Below are 18304 nucleotides of genomic sequence, written 5' to 3' on the forward strand. Positions count from 1 at the left end.
ATCGTGCCTCTCGGCGCCTGGCGGCATCCGGTGGAAGCCGGATCGGGGCCGGATTGGTGGCTCTGCCCCTTACCCTCTCCCCGCATGCGGTGAGAGGGGACTATGACGTCCAGGCAGGTCGGAGATGACGGCGTCTGGCCCGACCGGCTGCCGCGGCCTTACCCCTTCAGCGCCCGCTCCGCCTCGCCGATGGCGTCCGGCGTGCCGACGTGGAGCCAGAGCCCGTCCAGGACCAGCCCGCGCAGGCGGCCCTTGGCTAGCGAGGCGTTCCACAGGGCGTTGAGCGAGAAGATCTCGCCGTCCGCGCGGCCGGCGAAATCGGCCTTCCGCATGATGGCCGCGCCGGCATAGGCATAGGGCGCCCGCGCTGCCGATCCGCGCCTGGTCAGGCGGCCGTCGGCGTCGAGGAAGAAGTCGCCCGGCCCGTCGAAGCCGACACTGCCCTCCATCGGGGCCAGCAGCAGCAGGGTGTCCATGCGGTCGGGGTCGAAGGCCTCGATCATCCGCACGAGGTTGGACGGCCCCCGGTCGGTCCAGAAGGAATCGGCGTTGCGGATCAGGAAGGTCTCGCCGAGATGCGGCAGGGCGCGGGCGACGCCGCCGCCGGAATCGAGAATCTGCGCCCGCTCGTCGGAGATCACCACCTCGGGCCTCTCGCGCCCCGCCACCGCCGCCTCGATCTGGTCGGCGAGGTGGTGGACGTTGACCACGGCGCGCGTCACGCCGGCCTCGGCGAGCGGATCCAGCACGTGGTCGAGCAGGGTCTTGGACCCCACCCGCACCAGCGGCTTCGGGATGCGGTCGGTGATCGGCCGCATGCGGGTGCCGAGCCCCGCCGCCAGCACCATGGCGCTGTCGACGGCGATCACGGCGGCGGCACCCGGTCGTCGACCCAGCGCTTCACTTGGGCGAGGGCCGGATGGGCGAGGCAGCGCTGCAGATAGGCCCAGATGCGCGGCAGGTGGGCGAGGTATTGCGGCTTGCCGTCGCGCTTGTCGAGGCGAGCGAAGATGCCGAGGATCTTGGTCGCCCGCTGCGCACCCATGATGGCGTAGAGCCTGGCGAAGGCGGCCATGTCGAAGCCGGGATCGAAGGCCTTGCGCGCCGTGGCGTAGCGCGACAGCAATTGCAGCTCCAGCTCCTCCGGCACGGTGATGCGCGCGTCCTGCAGCAGCGAGGCGACGTCGTAGGCGGCCGGCCCCATCACGGCGTCCTGGAAATCGATCAGGCCGACCTTCTCCACCCCGTCGCGGCCGGCGAGCCAGATGAGGTTGGGCGAATGGAAGTCGCGCAGCACCCAGGTCTGCGGCGCCGCCTCCACCTCGGCGAAGAGCTCGCCCCAGCGCTGCAGGAAGACGTATTTTTCGCTCGCGGGAATGCGCGCGTCCTTCATCGGCAGATACCAGTCGAGGAGCAGTTCCACCTCGATGGTCAGCGCCTCCCTGTCGTAGGCCGGCAGCGCATAGGCGCCCTTCGGCGTCGCCAGCGTCGCCGGGCGCGGTCGCGAATGGATCAGCGCCAGCACGTCCACCGCCGCCATGTAGCGCTCAGGCAGGGGTGCGCCGTCGCGGATCACGCCCTCGCCGCCGAGATCCTCGATGATGAGAAATCCCTGGTCCAGATCGACGGCCTCGATCTCGGGGGAGGACAGGCCGATGTCGCGCAGGCCCTCGGCCATGGCGACGAAGGGCACCATGTCCTCGGCGAGATGGGCGATGCGGCTGTAGGGCAGGCCGTTCTTCACCGGGGGGCCGTCCGGCTTCTTCGGCGCGTTCATCAGCACGGCGCGGCGCTGGCCGTCGAGCAGGCGCTCGTAGGAGCGCGTCGAGGCGTCGCCCTGCAGATGGCGGCGCAGCGAGCCGCCCCATCCCGCATTGTTGAGGAAGCCGCGCAGCGCCACCAGCCGCGCCAGCCGCCCGGCCCAGGCGCCGTGGCCGGTCAGCACCGCCTGGCGGGCGCCGGGACCGCGGGCGGGGACGAGGGTCAGCGCCACCTCCAGCCGGTCGCCGGACAGGGCGCCGCCGAGGCGGTCCGGCCACTCGACGATGAGCAGCGCGCCCTCGGCCGCCTCGTCCCAGCCGAGTTCGGCGATCTCGTCCGGCGAGGTGACGCGATAGAGGTCGGCGTGGATGACCGGCAGGCGCTTCAGGTCATAGGGCTGGATCAGCGCGAAGGTCGGGCTCGGCACGTCGAGCTTCTCGTCCTCGGCGATGGCGCGGATGAGGGCGCGGGCGAGCGTCGACTTGCCGGCGCCGAGATCCCCCTCCAGCGTCACGACGTCGTGGGCCTGGGCGGCCATGGCGAGGTCCATGGCGAGTTCGCGCGTCTCCGCCTCGTTGGCGAGCATGCGGATGTGACGGAAGGGTTCGGTCATTCGGCGGCCTTGGAGAAGTCCTCGAGATGGGCCGGGAAGGTGACCTTCACCTGCGTGCCGCTGCCCGGCGCCGTTTCCACCTCGATGCGGCCGCGATGCAGCTGGACGAAGCTCTGGACGATGGAGAGGCCGAGCCCGGCGCCGCGGTGTCGCGTGCCGGTGGAGCGGGTCTCGAAGCGCTCGAACATGCGGCCGACCATGTCGGGGGCGATGCCCGCCCCCTGGTCGCGCACCTTGAAGACGATTTCCTCGCCCTCGCGCGCCGCGTCCAGCACGACGAGGCCGCCGCGGTCGGAGAAGCCGATGGCGTTGGAGAGGAGGTTGAACAGCACCTGGCGCACGCGCTGGGCGTCGGCCCGGAACGTGCCGATGTCGCGGGCGATGCGCGTCTCGATGCGGATCTGGTTCTCGGCGATGCGATCGCGCACCGCCTCCACCGCCGCCTGGATGGTGGTGCGGATGTCGACCTCGCCGAGTTCGAGCTCCATCACGCCGGCATCGATGGTGGCGAGGTCGAGCACGTCGTTGATGATCGATAGGAGCGAGGCGGAGGAAGCGCCGATATAGCCGAGATATTCGCGCTGCTTGTCGTTCAGCGGCCCGATGGACGGGTCGTCCAGCACCTGGGCGAAACCGATGATGGTCGTGAGCGGCGTGCGCAGCTGGTAGGAGACGTGGTGAACGAAGTCGTTGCGCAGCTTCGCCGCCGATTCCAGCGCCTCGTTGCGCTCGGTCAGGGCCCGTTCGACCATCACCATGTTGGTGACGTTACGGAAGGTGACGAGGGTGGCCCCCCCCGGCAGCGGCGCCGTGCCGGTGTCGAGCACCGAACCGTCGGTGCGCTCGATGCGGAACGAGCGTTGACGCCGCTCGTCGGCGAGCGCCGTCACCGCGGCGCGGATGTCGGACCAGATGCCGCCGTCACGGACATAGGGCATGCATAGGCTGGCGATCTGGTCGATCTTCGGCCGTCCGTCCAGGACTTTGGCGTCGAACTCCCACAGGGCGGCGAAGGCGCGGTTCGACAGCGACAGGCGGCCGTCGGAGCCGAACACCGCCACCGCCTCGTCGAGATTGTCGATGGTCTCGCGCTGGACGCGGCCGAGCGCCTGGACCTGGGTTTCGAGCTGCAGGCGCTGGGTCAGGTCCTCGAAGACATAGGTGACGCCGCCGGCCGGGTCGGGGTTCTGCACCACGCGCAGGAAACGCCCGTCGGGCAGCGGCCATTCGAGGATGCGCGGCTCGGTGTCCACCGCCTCGTAGACCCCGTGCAGGGTCTTCTTCCATTCCCGGTAGTTGGACTGCTCGGGCAGCAGCCGGCGCTCGCGCAGCCGGTCGAGAATGTCGCCGTCGGTGGGGCCCTGGTGCAGGAAGGCGGGTTCCAGGTCCCAGAGCTGGCGGAAGGCCTCGTTGTTGAAGACGAGACGCTTGCCGGCGTCGAAGATGGCCACGGCGGTCGCGAGCTGGTCGAGGGTGCGCTTGTGCGTCTCCATCTCGACGGAGAGTTCGGAGCGCACCGTCTCGAGCTCTGTGACGTCGACGGCGAGACCGGCCGATCCGGCTCCCGCCGGCGTCTCGATGATGTCGAAGATGCGCCGCTGTCCCGCCGCCACCGCCGCCACGCGGCGGGCGAAGGGCACACGGGCGGAGCGGCAGCGCGCCGCCTCGTTGCGGTCGGCCGGATCGAGCAATTCGTGGCCGGCCGCCACCGCCCGCACGCCGTCGGCGGCATCCGTCGCGGCGGCATAGGCAGTATTGACCCAGGTGATGCGCCCCTCCGCATCGCGCAGCCAGACCGGCAGGGCGAGGGCGCCGAGGAAAGAACGGATCGTCGCCGTCTCGCGCACCAGCGCATCGTGGCCGGCGCGCAGTTGCATCAGCTCTTCGCGCACACCCCCCACGAGGCGCAGGCGGAGAACGGCGCGTCCACCGATGGGCCGGCCCTCGGCCTCGATCGGCCGGCCGCCCTGGCTCACCACGTCGAGGCGGAACGGGGTTCCGGAGGCGCGCAGCGCGTCGACGGCACGTTCCAGCTCCGCCGCCCTATCCGCCGGCAGCCAGGAGCCGAAGGCGAGCACGCGCCGGGCCGCCGGCAGGTCGGTGACGAGCGAGACGTCGCCGGCGATCTCGGGCTCGTCGCGGTCGCCGCCCCAGACGACGACCACGTGCGGATCGAGGGTCAGGAGTTCGGCATTGCGGTCGAGGGCGAGCCGGAGTTCGTTGATTTCACGGCGGGCCTGGCGCCCGGCCGCGGCGGCGCTGGCGCGCGTGCGCAGGAGCGCGATGGCGGTCACGACGCCGAAGACGACGACGCCGACATTGAGCCCGAAAGCCGCCCATTCGTGGGCACGGATGGCGCCGACCACCTCGGAGAGGGTCGGACCCGCCTCGCTCGCCGCCACCAGGGCAGTGCTGGCGAGAAGGGCGGCGGCGGTTGCCGGGACGAGCCGCAAGGCCCGCCATGTCGGCCCCGGTCGCGGTCCGTTGTCCCCACCGGATGCGTCGTCGACCCTCGACAGGCCCGGCATCTCGTATCCTTACGTCACGGTGCGGCACGCGAGTGGGATCGGGGATCGCGCGCCGGTGCCGCCCGCGGCGCGAATCAGGTCCAATCTAACCTTGCGGGGACTCGCGGTCTAAGAGTCCAGAACGGGAACGGCGGCGGGAAATTTCACGTCGCGCGGCGCGGTTTCAGATCGCCGGAAGGTCGCGCCGCATGGTGACGGCGTCGGCCGTGCCGGTGGCCGTGCGGTAGTAGCCCTTGCGCCGGCCGATGGGGACGAAACCGGCCCTCTCGTAGAGCTTGAGGGCGGGGGCGTTCTCCGCCTCGACCTCCAGAAAGAGACGGCGCACCCCGGCCCGCATCAGGTCGGGCAGGTGGGCAGCCACCAGCCGTCCGCCATAGCCGCGGCCGCGCAACCGCGGTGCCGTCGCCACCGTGAGAATCTCCGCCTCGTCCGCGGCGATGCGGCTGAGGATGAAGCCGCCGGCGGGCGCCGTCGTGCGGCGGCGCGCGACATGGGCGACGACGGCGGGGTCGCGCAGCATGGTCGCCAGGTCTTCCGCGCCCCAGCCGCGGTGGAATGAGGCGGCGTGGATGGCGGCGAGATCCTCGCAATCCCCGGTCGTCGCCCGCGCCAGCACCGGCTCGGACCTCGGCCACCAGACCACGAGGTCGGCGAGGGACATCATGGCCGCGCCTCCGCCGCACCCGGTCGCGCGGCCTGCGGCTTGGCGTCCACCGCCTTCAGATAGAGGGGCCGGCAGGGGGAGGCGGCGGGATCCGCCATGGCCCCCAGCCGGGCGACGACGGCGATGTCGGGCGCCGTCCGTCCGTCGAGCACGGCGGGCAGGGCGGCGCCCTCCGGCCAGGCGGCGAGCACGGCCTCGGCTCCGGGTCCGACCACGGCGACGGGACGCGCCGCCGCCAGCCGGGCGGCTTCGTGAACGGGGAGATAGGAGGGCGGCACGATGGCGGTGCCGTCGGGCGCCGTGAGGGCGGCATAGACGTGGCCGTGGCGGGCATCGACGGCGGTCAGCACCGCCAGCGCCTCAGGGCGGCCGTGCCAGGGTGCGGCGAGGGCGGCGAGGGTGGAGAGGCCCACCGCCTCGCCGCCGGCGGCGAGCGCCATGGCGCGGGCCGCGGCGACGGCGACCCTGAGGCCGGTGAAGCTGCCGGGGCCGGTGGTGGCGACGAAGCGGTTGCAGGCGGCGGGCGCGACGCCGGCGGCGGCGCAGGTCTCGGCGGCGAGCGGGATCAGCCGCTCGGCATGGCCACGCTCCATCGGCTCCGAGAGGGCCGCGAGAATCTGCCCCGACGCGGTGTCGAGGACGGCGGCCGAACAGGCGCCGAGGGCCGTGTCGAGGGCGAGAACCAGCATGATGCGGTGCTACACCCTCGCAGGCGGGCCGAAAAGGGCCGCCGGTAACTGCGCCGTCAGATCGCCTGGACTTCCCGCACGTCGGGGAGGAAGTGGCGCATCAGGTTCTGGATGCCGTGCTTCAGCGTCGCGGTGGAGGAGGGGCAGCCGGCGCAGGAGCCCTGCATGGCGAGATAGACGATGCCGTCCCTGTAGCCGCGGAAGGTGATGTCACCGCCGTCGGCCGCCACCGCCGGGCGCACCCGCGTCTCCAGCAGTTCCTTGATCGTGTCGACGGTGCCGGCATCGGCGGGATCGAAGAACTCCTCGTCGCCGCTCGGCGCCAGCGAGGTGTCGGTGCGCAGCAGCGGCTGGCCCGACATGAAGTGCTCCATGATCGCGCCGAGGATCGCCGGCTTCAGGTGCGGCCACTCGGCCCCGCCCTTGGTCACGGTGATGAAGTCGTTGCCGAAGAAGACGCCGGCGATGCCGTCGATGGCGAAGAGCTTTTCGGCCAGCGGCGACTGGCGGGCCGCCTCGGCATTGGGCATGTGCAGCGTGCCCTCGGGGAGCACGGTGCGCCCGGGCAGGAATTTCAGCGTCGCCGGATTGGGCGTGGCTTCCGTCTGGATGAACATGATGGTCCCCCGTGCGCCGGTTCAAGGCCGGGCCGATTGGAATGATTCAAAATACTGACCCTGTTCAAGATGTGGCGATCCGCAACCGCCGCGTCAACAGGAAAGCGCCCGGCCGGGTTGACGCGGCGGCGGTCTGCACCAGTCTCATCTCCGGGGAGAATGTCCAATGCCGACACGCCGCCAGATCCTCGCGACGGGCTCGACCCTCGCCATCGCCGCCGTCCTGCCCGCCCGCGCCCAGCCCGCCGCCCCCGTTCCCGTCCTTTTGGTCCACGGCAACGGCGACCATGCCGCCCTCTGGATGACGACGCTCTGGCGCTTCGAGACGAACGGCTGGCCGCGGGAGCGGCTGCACGCCTTCAACTTCACCGATCCGCTCTCCCGCAACGACGACGCCGTGCCCCAGGCCGGCCGCTCCGGCACCGCCGACCAGCTTCGCGAGCTCGCCGCCGAGGTGGAGGCGCTGATCGCCCGCACCGGCGCGGCCCGCATCGCCCTCGTCGCCAGCTCCCGCGGCGGCAATGCGGTGCGCAACTACGTCGTCGAGGCCGGCGGCGCCGCGAAGGTCAGCCACGCGGTGCTCTGCGGCACGCCGAACCGCGGCGTCTTCAACTGGGAGGCGAGCCCGGGCAGCGAGTTCAACGGCCGCGGCCCCTTCCTCACCAAGCTCAACCGCCGCGACACCGACGTGGTCGACGGCACCGCCTTCCTGACCCTGCGCAGCGACGGCAACGACAAGTTCGCGCAGGCCGACGGCGCCTTCGTCGGCCGGCCGGGCGTCGCCACCCGCATCACGGCGGAGGGTCCGACGCTGCGCGGGGCCACCAACATCGCTCTCGGCCAGCTCGACCACCGCGAGGTCGCCTTCCACCCCCGCGCCTTCCGCGAGATCCACCGCTTCATCGCCGGCCGCGAGCCCGCCGCCCTCGCCGTCGCGCCGGAAGCCGAGGTGCGGCTCTCCGGCCTCGTCACCGGCAATCCCGGCGGCGTGCCCACCAACCGCCCGGTGGAAGGCGCGAAGCTGAGCCTGTTCCGCGTCGATGCCGCCACCGGCGAGCGCCGCGGCGAGCCCCTGCTCGACGTCGGCACGGCGGCCGACGGCCGCTGGGGCCCGGTCACCGTCCGCCCCACCGACGCGCTGGAATTCGTCCTCGCCGTGCCCGGCCATCCGGTGACGCACATCTACCGCTCGCCCTTCCCGCGCTCTTCCGCCGTGGTGCATCTGCGCCCGGCGCGGCCGCTCTCCGAGGCGGACCGCGCCGCGGGAGCCGTGGTGCAGATGACCCGCCCGCGCGGTTACTTCGGCATTCCCCGCGACGTCGTGCTGCTCGACGGCCGCGAGCCGGCCGACGTGAAGCGCGGCGTGGCGACGGACGCGGCGACGACGCTGCGCCTGCCGGCCTCCGAGATCGGGCGCGCCGTGGTCGGGCTCTTCAACGAGGAGCGCATCGTGGCGCGCGCCTGGAGCGCCGCCGAGAACCGTGTGGCCGTGGCCGAACTGACCTGGTGAGGCGCCGTCAGGCCAGGGCCTCGATCTCCTCGTCGGAGAGCTGGCCGGGCACGATGGCGACGGGAATGGGATAGGAGCCGGCGGTCCGCGCCAGGCCGGAGACGAGCGGGCCCGGCCCGTCCTTGCCCGCGCCGGCGGCGAGGATGAGGATGGAGACGTCGGGATCGTCCTCGATCTGGGCGATGATCGCCTCTGCGAGCGTGCCCTCGCGCACCACCAGTTCCGGCTCGACGCCGACGAGCTTCATGGCGCGGTCCGCCGCCGCGTCGAGCTTGGCGCGCGCATCGGCATGGGCTTCCGCGCGCATGACGTCGGCGACGCCGAACAGCGCCTGGCCGTCTCCGATCTTCGGTTCCACCACCGCCAGCATCTGCAGCCGGTGCCCGGTGCGCGAGGCCCGGCGGGCGGCGAAGACGATGGCGCGGTCGCATTCGGGGCTGTCGTCCACCACCACCATGAACTTGGGCGTGTGGCCGGAATGATAGGCTTCGCGCTTGCGGGTCATCGTGGCCTCTCTGTGCACCGCAACAGGCGCTATGTCGCACCCGGGCGCCCGACTTGGCAAGCCGGGGACCCTCGGGGCAGGGCCCGCGCGGGCGTCACGGCGTCGCAATCCTTCCAAACCGGCCGCTTCGCTGCTATGTGCGGGCCATGACCGACACGCCGCTCGACCTCATCCGCAACTTCTCGATCGTGGCCCATATCGACCACGGCAAATCGACGCTCGCCGACCGCCTCATCCAGGTGACGGGCGGCCTCACCGCGCGCGAGATGACCGAGCAGGTTCTCGACAACATGGACATCGAGAAGGAGCGCGGCATCACCATCAAGGCGCAGACCGTGCGCCTCGACTATCCGGCCAAGGACGGCAAGACCTATGTCCTGAACCTGATGGACACGCCCGGCCACGTCGACTTCGCCTACGAGGTGTCGCGCTCGCTCGCCGCCTGCGAGGGCTCGATCCTCGTCGTCGACGCCTCCCAGGGGGTCGAGGCCCAGACGCTCGCCAACGTCTACCAGGCGCTGGATGCCGGCCACGAGATCGTCCCCGTCCTCAACAAGATCGACCTGCCGGCCGCCGAGCCGGACCGGGTCAAGCAGCAGATCGAGGACGTCATCGGCCTCGACGCCTCCGACGCCATTGAGGTCTCGGCCAAGACCGGCATCAACATCGAGGGCGTGCTGGAGGCCATCGTCACCCGGCTCCCCGCCCCGAAGGGCGACCGCGCGGCCCCGCTCAAGGCCATGCTGGTCGACTCGTGGTACGACCCCTATCTCGGCGTCGTCGTGCTCGTCCGCATCATCGACGGCGTGATGAAGAAGAACCAGCGCATCAAGATGATGGGCACCGACGCCGTCTACGACATCGACAAGATCGGCGTCTTCACCCCGAAGATGAAGGACGTGGCGGACCTCGGCCCCGGCGAGGTCGGCTTCATCACCGCCTCGATCAAGGAGGTGGCGGACACCCGCGTCGGCGACACCATCACCGACGAGAAGAAGCCCACGGCCCAGGCGCTGCCCGGCTTCAAGCCGGCCCAGCCGGTGGTCTTCTGCGGCCTCTTCCCCCAGGACGCCGCCGACTTCGAGGACCTGCGCGCCGCCATGGGCCGCCTCAGGCTCAACGATGCCAGCTTCTCCTTCGAGATGGAGAGCTCGGCCGCCCTCGGCTTCGGCTTCCGCTGCGGCTTCCTCGGCCTGCTCCACCTCGAGATCATCCAGGAGCGGCTGGAGCGCGAGTTCAACCTCGACCTCATCGCCACCGCCCCTTCCGTCGTCTACCAGATCCTGCAGCGCGACGGCTCGCTGATCGAGCTGCACAACCCCGCCGACATGCCCGATCCGATGAAGATCGAGATCATCTCGGAGCCGTGGATCCGCGCCAAGATCATGACGCCGGACGACTATCTCGGCTCGGTGCTGAAGCTCTGCCAGGACCGCCGCGGCGTGCAGATCGACCTGACCTATGTCGGCTCGCGCGCCATGGTCACCTACGACCTGCCGCTCAACGAGGTCGTCTTCGACTTCTACGACCGGCTGAAGTCGATCTCGAAGGGCTACGCCTCCTTCGACTACCAGATCACCGACTATCGCGAGGGCGACCTCGTGAAGATGTCGATCCTCGTCAACGGCGAGCCGGTCGACGCCCTCTCGATGCTGGTCCACAGGAACCGCGCCGAGAGCCGCGGCCGCGCCATGTGCGAGAAGCTGAAGGACCTCATCCCGCAGCACCTCTTCAAGATCCCGATCCAGGCCTCCATCGGCGCCAAGGTCATCGCCCGCGAGACCATCTCCGCCCTGCGCAAGGACGTCACCGCCAAGTGCTACGGCGGCGACATCTCGAGAAAGCGCAAGCTTCTCGACAAGCAGAAGGAGGGCAAGAAGAAGATGCGCCAGTTCGGCAAGGTCGACATCCCGCAGGAAGCCTTCATCGCCGCCCTGAAGATGGACGCCTGAAGCCTCAGCCCCGGCCGCGCCGACTCTTGGCCGGCCGCACCTGCGCGGCGAGCCAGTTGACGAGTTCGGTGCGCCGCACGGCGGGGTCGAGCACGTCGCGGTCGAAGCCGTGGCGCCAGGCGATGGTGCGGTTCGCCGGATCGGCCTCCAGGGCGTCGAGATCGGTGCTCCACCGCGCCGCCGCCTCGCCGTCCTCGAAGAAGCCCTCCTCCACCAGCCGCGGCGCGATGGCCCGGCCGATGGCGGCGACCTCGCCGAGCGAGAATTCCGGGTGGTACTGCACCGCCCAGGCGGTGGCCGGCCCGACGCGGATCTCCACCGCCTGCACCTCGCTCATGCCGTTGGAGGCGAGCAGCACCGTGCCCGGCGCCATGGTCTCCACCTCGTCCTGATGCACCGCCGGCGCGTCGAAAGCGGCGGGCCGTCCGGCCAGCAGCGGATGGGCGCGCCCCGCCTCGGTCGGCGTGATCTTGCGGGCGAAGCCCATCTCGCGGCCCTTGGGGTTGCGTCGGACGACGCCGCCCGCCGCGGTGGTCAGGACCTGCAGGCCCCAGCACGAGCCGAAGACCGGCGTCCCTGAGGCGAAGACGGCGCGGGCGAGATCGATCTGCGACCGGATGGCCGGGGTCATGTCGTAGAGGTTCAGCGAGGAGCCGGTGAGCGCCACCCCGTCATAGCCCTCGAGGCCGCCGGAATCCGGCAGGTTGGCGCCGGGATCGGCGGGGAAGGCGAGGTCGATCACGGCGTCCGGCGCGAGCGCGCGCAGCACCTCGGCATAGGCCTCGGACGGCGTGGCGCCGCGATGGGCGGCATGGCGGGCGCGGTCGGCGGCCGTATTGCCTTCGACGACGAGGAGGCGGAGGGTCATGGGGGCCTGCGGATGGGTCGTGGATGCGCTCCAGATGGCACATCCGGGGCCGGAGGAAAATGCCCCGCCACCATTGCCGGGCGGCCGGGGACGGGCGACACTGTGCGGTGACCGCACAAGACCCGCGAGCCTCCGTGGACCAGCCGGCCTCCCGCTTCCTCCAGGTCGATCGCGACCACATGCTGGGCCTCGAAAAGGGCCTGGCGGTGATCGCCTGTTTCGATGCCGCCCACCCGCGCCTCACCATCGCCGACGTGGCGCGCATGACCGGCCTCACCCGCGCCACCGCCCGCCGCTGCCTGATCACCCTCGCCCGTATCGGCTATGCCGAGACCGATGGGCGCTTCTTCACCCTCACCCCGCGCGTGCTCAAGCTCGGCTACGCCTATCTCGCCTCCACCCCGCTCACCGCCGTGTTGCAGAGCGCGCTGGAGCGGCTGAGCGAGGCCATCGGCGAGAGCTCCTCCGCCTCCATCCTCGACGGCGGCGAGATCGTCTATGTCGCCCGCGCCGCCACCAAGCGCATCATGTCGGTCGGCCTCGCGGTGGGCGCGCGGCTGCCGGCCTATTGCACCTCCATGGGCCGCGTGCTGCTGGCGGCGCTCCCCGAGACGGAGGCGCGGACGAGGGTCGCGGCGTCCCCCCGGCCGGCGCTGACCGCCCGCACCATCACCGGGGTCGAGGAGGTCATGGCGGTTTTGGCGCGCGCCCGCGCCGAGGGACACGTGGTCATCGACCAGGAGCTGGAACTCGGCCTCACCTCCATCGCCGTGCCGGTGGTGGACCGCGCCGGACGGGTTCTCGCGGCGGTCAATATCGGCACGCAAGCCGCCCGCTTCCCGCCCGACGCTCTGGTCCGCGAATTCCTGCCACGGCTGCAGGCGGTGCAGGCGGATCTCGCGCGGATTGTGTGAGGGCGAGGGCTTGCGTCCCAACGGCCCGAAACGTGCGTGCGGCCCGACCCCTGACGCCAAAGCCTGTGGGCGGTGTGCCGCTCCAGGTTGAATTCGCGGTCGCCACCTGCGAGCGTCGCCGCCGATGTCTGACGCTCCCGACCACCCGCCGGCCCCGACCCCGCCCGCCGAAGCGGAAGGCCGTGTCACGCCGCTGATGGAGCAGTACATCGAGATCAAGGCCGCGAACCCCGATTCGCTGCTGTTCTACCGGATGGGCGATTTCTACGAGCTGTTCTTCGACGACGCGGTGGCCGCCTCGCGCGCCCTCGGCATCGCGCTGACCAAGCGCGGCAAGCATCTCGGCGAGGACATCCCCATGGCCGGGGTGCCGATCCACGCCGCCGACGACTATCTCCAGCGCCTCATCCAGCTCGGCTTCAAGGTGGCCGTCTGCGAGCAGGTCGAGGACCCGGCGGAAGCCAAGAAGCGCGGCTCCAAATCGGTGGTGAAGCGCGACGTCGTCCGCCTGGTCACCCCCGGCACGCTCACCGAGGACTCGCTGCTCGAGCCCCGCCGCAGCAACTTCCTCCTCGCCGTCGCCCGCGCCCGCACCGCCTCGGTCGGACCCGGCGACGGCTACGGCCTCGCCTGGGTCGACATCTCCACCGGCGAGTTCCGCGTCGCCGAGACCGACGGCGCCCGCCTCTCCGCCGACATCGCCCGCATCGACCCGCGCGAGATCGTCGTCTCCGACGTGCTCTATTCCGATCCCGCCCTCGCCGAGTTCTGGCGCGGCTTCAAGGCGGTCTCTCCCACCCCGCGCGACCTCTTCGACGGCGCCAGCGCCGAACGCCGGCTCGCCGCCTATTTCGGTGTCGGCACGCTCGACGGATTCGGCGCCTTCACCCGGCTCGAACTCTCGGCGGCCGCCGCCGTCGCCACCTATGTCGAGCGCACCCAGATCGCCACGCGGGCGCCGCTCTCCCCGCCGGTGCGCGAGCCGGCCGGCGCCGCCATGCTCATCGACGCGGCGACCCGCGCCAATCTCGAACTCGTGCGCACCCTCGGCGGCGAGCGGCATGGCTCGCTCCTCGCCGCCGTCGACCGCACGGTGACCGCGGCGGGCGCCCGCCTCCTCGCCGCCCGCATCGCCAGCCCCCTCACCGATCCCGCCGCCATCGCCGCCCGGCTCGATGCGGTGGAGGCCCTCGTCGAGGCGCCCGCCCTGCGCGCCGAGATCCGCGCCCGCCTGCAGAACGCGCCGGACATGGCCCGCGCCCTGACCCGCATCGCCATGGACCGCGGCGGCCCGCGCGACCTCGCCGCCATCGGCCAGGGCCTCGTCGCCGCCGCGAGCCTCGCCGACCTCGTCGCCGGCACGGCGGCGGGCGAACTCGCCGCCGCGGCCGAGGGCCTCGCTCTCCCCGATGCGGCGCTCGCCGCCCACCTGGCGGCGGCGCTCGCCGAGGACCTGCCGCTGCTCAAGCGCGACGGCGGCTTCGTGCGCCCCGGCTACCGCGACGGCCTCGACGAGACGCGGGCGCTGCGCGACGAGAGCCGCCGCGTCATCGCCTCGCTGCAGACCCGCTACGCCGAGGAGACCGGCATCCGAACCCTCAAGGTCAAGCACAACAACGTGCTCGGCTATTTCGTCGAGGTCGCCCAGCAGCACGGCGAGACCTTCCTGAAGGCGCCGCTGAACGAGACCTTCATCCACCGCCAGACCATGGCGGGGGCGATGCGCTTCTCCACCACCGAGCTCGGCCAGCTCGAGGCGAAGATCGCCGGTGCCGCCGACCGGGCGCTCGGCATCGAGCTCGACATCTTCGCCGAGCTGGAGCGCGCCGTTCTCGACCGCTCGGACGCCATCCGCGCCGCCGCCGGCGCCGTCGCCGTGCTCGACGTCGCCGCCTCCAACGCGACCCTCGCCGCCGAGGAGACCTGGTGCCGGCCGCTGGTCGACAATTCGCTCGCCTTCGCGGTGAAACAGGCGCGCCATCCTGTGGTGGAACAGGCGATCCGCGGCCGCGCCCCCTTCGTCGCCAACGACTGCGACCTCTCGGGCAGCGACGGCAAGAGCCACGAGCCGCGCGGCCGCATCTGGCTGATCACCGGCCCCAACATGGCGGGCAAATCGACCTTCCTGCGTCAGAACGCCCTCGTCGCCGTGCTCGCCCAGGCCGGCGCCTACGTGCCGGCGGCCTCGGCCCATATCGGCATCGTCGACCGGCTGTTCTCGCGCGTCGGCGCCGCCGACGACCTCGCCCGCGGCCGCTCCACCTTCATGGTCGAGATGGTCGAGACGGCGGCGATCCTCAACCAGTCGGGCCCGCGCGCCCTGGTCATCCTCGACGAGATCGGGCGCGGCACCGCCACCTTCGACGGCCTCTCCATCGCCTGGGCGGCGGTGGAGCACCTGCACGAGACCAACCGCTGCCGGGCGCTCTTCGCCACCCATTTCCACGAACTGACCGTGCTCTCGCGCCGCCTCGACCGGCTCTCCAACGCCACCATGCGGGTGAAGGAATGGCGCGGCGACGTGATCTTCCTGCACGAGGTGACGGAAGGGGCCGCCGACCGCTCCTACGGCATCCAGGTGGCGAAGCTCGCCGGCCTGCCGTCCTCGGTCGTCGAGCGGGCGCGGCAGGTGCTGGCCGAACTCGAGGCGACCGACAGGTCGGCACCGACGCGGCGCATGGTCGACGACCTGCCCCTCTTCGCCGTGGCGCCCCGGCCCGTCGCCGCGCCCGCACCCGACCCGGTCCTCGACCTCCTCGACGGCATGGACCCCGACGACATGACGCCCCGCGAGGCCCACGAGGCGCTCTATGCGCTGAAGGCGCGGCGCGTCAGGACGCCCTGACGCGGTTCAGCATCAGAAGCAGCGCCGACCAGGCGAGCGGGATGGCGAGGCCGAGCGCCATGCCCGTCCACACCTCGCCGCGCAGCGCGAAGAGGTGCATGACGAGCAGGTAGCCGGTGAAGCCGAAGATCATCGTCATGCCGTTGACGAAGGCGGCCGCCACCGCCGGGCCGCCGAGGCGGCGGTGCATCAGCAGGATGAAGCTGGAAAAGCTCGCGGGGAACAGCGCCGCCATGCCGGTCGCCGCCGGCCCCACCCGCTCCGACACGAGGATGACGCCGACCACGACCGAGACGACGATGGCGGCGCGCAGCGGGATGTCGAACCAGCGCCGGCGCATGGCCGGCGGCTTCTCGCCGCTCCGCCACGACCAGGTCAGCGCCGCCGCGCCGGCGAAGACCACGAGGTTGAGGATCAGCGCCGAGCCGATGGTCCAGTCGAAGGCCTTCACCGCGAGGACGCCGGCGAGCCAGGCGGCGAGCATGCCGGCATAGGCGGTGGCGAGGCGGGCGCCGCGCCGGGCGAGAAAGGCATAGGCGAGCGCCGCCGGCACGATGGCGACGTTGCCGGCGAGGCTCGACAGCGCCGCGCGCGCGATGAAGGCGGCGTCGTGGTCGAGTGCCAGCAGCACATAGGCCGGCCCGGTCGAGACCGGCAGGGCGAGGACAAGCGCGGCGATGAAGGGGCGCGAGCGCTCGGCGACCAGCGAGGCCGCGACGACGATGATCGCGGTGGTCGCGGCCTTCAGGATGAGGGAGAGGAGGAACACGGGGATCAGGGCGCGCCGGCGGGAGGGACCCGAGCCTTATCCGCTTCGCGCGCGCCGGGGCAGCCGTCTCAGTGCAGGACGCGCCCGCCGTTGGCGTGCATCTCGGCGACGAGGGCGGCGACCCCCTCCAGGTGCGGGTTCACCGCCAGCGCCGCCTCGAAGGCGATCAGCGCCTCCATCTCGCGGCCGTGGCGCAGGCAGATCTGGGCGAAGCCGGACAGCGCGCCGAAATGGCGCGGCTCGCGCTTCAGCGCCTCCATCACGTCGCGCACCGCATAGGCGTCGTCGCCGCGGATGAAGTTGAGGGTGGCGCGCTTGTTCCAGGCCTCCGACCATTCCGGACGGGCGTCCACCAGCGCGTCGAGCACGAGCTGGGCGACGTCGTAGTCCTTCAGGGCGATGGCGTTGATCGCCTGTTCCATCGCCTCGTCGGCATAGTCGTCCTCGTGATTGGTCCAGATCGCCCAGATCAGGTCCTGCAGCTCATAGGCGGGCTGGTGCGGCTTGAACCGCGCGAGGTCGCGGAACAGCGCGTCGAGCCGCTTCGGCTGGCTCTCCGCCGGCTTCATGGCGTCGAGCTTCAGCACGAGTTGCAGACAATCGTCGAAGGCGATCCGCTCGGACACGCTGTCTCCGCTCTGGCATCGGTCGGGACCCTGTCGGTCCCGTCCAGTCTATCTGGGCCCGCCCGCCCGGCAAGCCGCGAGCAGACAATGCTGGCCGCCAATTGCGGCGGTTCGGTGCCCGGATCACCGGGCGAGGCCGGCGCGGGCCTCTTCCATGAGGCGAAAGGCCGCGACGAATCCCGGGCCCGGGCAGAGGGTCAGCGCGTCCGGCACCACCACCCGCTTCTGCGGCGGGTAGAGCCGCGCGAGCGCGGGATGGGCGAGAAGTGCGGCGCCCTGGTCGGCGGCGCCGGGGGCGCCCTCGCCGAGGATCAGCACGTCGGGACGCCGCGCCACCACCGTTTCCAGGCTGACGAAGCCGCCGAGGCCGGTCGTGGGAGCGGCGTGGGCGAAGCCTGCCCGCGCCGCGAGTTCACCGAGGATCGAGTGCGGCCCCGCCGCATAGCCCCGCCGCTCGTAGGGCAGCGCCGTGACGGTCCTGCCGTCGCGAGCCACCGGCAGGTCGAGCGCTTGCGCCAGGGCCTCGCCGCGCTCGGGATGGCCGAGCAGCGCGGCCGTGTGCCGCACCAGGGCCGCCGCCTCGTCGAGCGAGCGGGGCAGCGGGAGGCGTTCCACCTTGAGGCCACGCGCTGCGAGGACGCGCCCCGTTCCCAGCCTGTCGAGCGGACCGAGGAGGACGAGGTCCGGCCGCAGCGCCAGGGCTTCCTCGGCCGTCCCTCCGGTCTGCGGCAGGTCGCGCGCGGCCTCGGCCGCCGCCGAGACGCCGGGGTCGCGGGCGAGCGAGGAGAGGGCGGCGATCTGGCTTCGGTCGGCGAGCGCCAGCACGAGCTGGTCGGCGCAGAGGTTGAGGGAGACGATGCGTCGCGGGGCCGCCTCGGCGAGGCCGAGCCCCGCCGCCATCAGGCAGGCGGAGAGGACGAGGCCTCTCACGCCGCGTGGGTTTCCGGCGGGCTGGCGAGAAGGGCGCGCAGCGTCGCCTCGTCCCGGGCGTTGCGCAGCTTCTGCACATTGCCGGGATCGCGGGTGAGCCGGGCGATTCGCGACAGCGCCTTCAGGTGGTCGGCGCCGGCGCCCTCGGGCGCCAGCAGGGTGAAGACGAGGTCGACCGGCTGGCCGTCGATGGCGTCGAAATCCACCGGGCGCTCCAGCCGCGCGAACAGGCCGAAGACCCGCTCCAGCTTGGGCAGCTTGCCGTGGGGAATGGCGATTCCGCTGCCGGCGCCCGTGGAGCCCAGGGTTTCGCGTTCGTTCAGCGTGTCGAAAATGTCCTGCGCGGGCCTGCCGGTCAGGGCGGCCGCACGGGCCGCGAGTTCCTGGAGCAGATGCTTCTTCGAGGTCGCCCTGAGGGCGGGAATGATCGCGCCTTCGGCTATGATGTCTGGAAGCGGCATGGCTGCCTTCTCGGATAGGACGCGGACCGATTCGTCAGGGCCCGCCATTAAA

The 18304-nt window shown here is 71.7% G+C and carries 16 protein-coding genes; 4 read left to right on the forward strand and 12 right to left on the reverse strand.

Features of this window, described 5'->3' with window-relative positions:
• Positions 1-158 precede the first annotated feature (158 nt).
• From C6569_RS18755 to C6569_RS18780, 6 genes are all read right to left on the reverse strand, one after another.
• Positions 159-848, reverse strand: a complete 690-nt coding sequence (locus C6569_RS18755) for a nucleotidyltransferase family protein (protein WP_106751134.1) — start codon at positions 846-848, stop codon at positions 159-161.
• 17 nt (positions 849-865) lie between these two features.
• Positions 866-2374, reverse strand: coding sequence for a tRNA (adenosine(37)-N6)-threonylcarbamoyltransferase complex ATPase subunit type 1 TsaE (gene tsaE / locus C6569_RS18760; protein WP_106750301.1), 1509 nt, complete (start codon positions 2372-2374; stop codon positions 866-868).
• Positions 2371-4827, reverse strand: a complete 2457-nt coding sequence (locus C6569_RS18765) for a sensor histidine kinase (RefSeq protein WP_245898157.1) — start codon at positions 4825-4827, stop codon at positions 2371-2373. Before C6569_RS18765 ends, tsaE begins: the two co-directional genes overlap by 4 nt.
• A gap of 238 nt (positions 4828-5065) precedes the next feature.
• Entirely contained in the window at positions 5066-5566 is a 501-nt protein-coding gene (locus tag C6569_RS18770) for a GNAT family N-acetyltransferase (protein WP_245898158.1), read from the reverse strand.
• Positions 5563-6255 (reverse strand): tRNA (adenosine(37)-N6)-threonylcarbamoyltransferase complex dimerization subunit type 1 TsaB, encoded by a 693-nt coding sequence (tsaB, locus tag C6569_RS18775; RefSeq protein ID WP_106750303.1) that lies wholly within the window; start codon positions 6253-6255, stop codon positions 5563-5565. The genes C6569_RS18770 and tsaB overlap by 4 nt, the downstream gene beginning before the upstream one ends.
• Before the next feature lie 56 nt (positions 6256-6311).
• Entirely contained in the window at positions 6312-6872 is a 561-nt protein-coding gene (locus tag C6569_RS18780) for a NifU family protein (RefSeq protein WP_106750304.1), read from the reverse strand.
• Positions 6873-7038: 166 nt separating this feature from the next.
• On the opposite strand from C6569_RS18780, the gene C6569_RS18785 reads away from it, so the two are divergent.
• A complete protein-coding gene (locus C6569_RS18785; protein ID WP_106750305.1) occupies positions 7039-8382 on the forward strand; it encodes a hydrolase in 1344 nt (447 codons plus the stop codon).
• Between the two features lie 7 nt (positions 8383-8389).
• On the opposite strand, the gene C6569_RS18790 is transcribed toward C6569_RS18785, so the two are convergent.
• Positions 8390-8887: a universal stress protein gene (locus C6569_RS18790; RefSeq protein ID WP_106750306.1), complete on the reverse strand. Its 498-nt coding sequence runs from the start codon at positions 8885-8887 to the stop codon at positions 8390-8392.
• A gap of 146 nt (positions 8888-9033) precedes the next feature.
• Here C6569_RS18790 and lepA point away from each other — a divergent pair, with 146 nt between their 5' ends.
• Positions 9034-10839 carry a translation elongation factor 4 gene (lepA, locus tag C6569_RS18795; RefSeq protein ID WP_106750307.1) on the forward strand — a complete coding sequence of 602 codons (1806 nt, stop codon included), beginning with the start codon at positions 9034-9036 and terminating at the stop codon, positions 10837-10839.
• Between the two features lie 4 nt (positions 10840-10843).
• Here the strand turns inward: lepA and C6569_RS18800 are convergent, their stop codons facing one another.
• Positions 10844-11707, reverse strand: coding sequence for a type 1 glutamine amidotransferase (locus tag C6569_RS18800; protein WP_106750308.1), 864 nt, complete (start codon positions 11705-11707; stop codon positions 10844-10846).
• A gap of 179 nt (positions 11708-11886) precedes the next feature.
• Here C6569_RS18800 and C6569_RS18805 point away from each other — a divergent pair, with 179 nt between their 5' ends.
• Both C6569_RS18805 and mutS read left to right on the forward strand, forming a co-directional pair.
• Positions 11887-12621: an IclR family transcriptional regulator domain-containing protein gene (locus C6569_RS18805; protein WP_106751136.1), complete on the forward strand. Its 735-nt coding sequence runs from the start codon at positions 11887-11889 to the stop codon at positions 12619-12621.
• A gap of 124 nt (positions 12622-12745) precedes the next feature.
• Positions 12746-15466, forward strand: coding sequence for a DNA mismatch repair protein MutS (mutS, locus tag C6569_RS18810; protein ID WP_215905765.1), 2721 nt, complete (start codon positions 12746-12748; stop codon positions 15464-15466).
• Here the strand turns inward: mutS and C6569_RS18815 are convergent.
• From C6569_RS18815 to ptsN, 4 genes are all read right to left on the reverse strand, one after another.
• The gene (locus tag C6569_RS18815; RefSeq protein WP_106750310.1) at positions 15453-16235 is read right to left on the reverse strand and encodes a hypothetical protein; all 783 of its coding nucleotides are present in this window, start codon (positions 16233-16235) and stop codon (positions 15453-15455) included. The genes mutS and C6569_RS18815 overlap by 14 nt on opposite strands.
• A gap of 68 nt (positions 16236-16303) precedes the next feature.
• Positions 16304-16861: a tetratricopeptide repeat protein gene (locus tag C6569_RS18820; protein ID WP_106750311.1), complete on the reverse strand. Its 558-nt coding sequence runs from the start codon at positions 16859-16861 to the stop codon at positions 16304-16306.
• A 123-nt stretch (positions 16862-16984) separates the two neighbouring features.
• Positions 16985-17791: an ABC transporter substrate-binding protein gene (locus C6569_RS18825; RefSeq protein WP_106750312.1), complete on the reverse strand. Its 807-nt coding sequence runs from the start codon at positions 17789-17791 to the stop codon at positions 16985-16987.
• Complete coding sequence (gene ptsN, locus C6569_RS18830; RefSeq protein WP_106751137.1) at positions 17788-18252, reverse strand: PTS IIA-like nitrogen regulatory protein PtsN; 465 nt, start codon at positions 18250-18252, stop codon at positions 17788-17790. Before ptsN ends, C6569_RS18825 begins: the two co-directional genes overlap by 4 nt.
• Between the last annotated feature and the right edge of the window lie 52 nt (positions 18253-18304).

It is taken from the genome of Phreatobacter cathodiphilus, from assembly GCF_003008515.1.
GTDB classification, from domain to species: Bacteria; Pseudomonadota; Alphaproteobacteria; order Rhizobiales; family Phreatobacteraceae; genus Phreatobacter; species Phreatobacter cathodiphilus.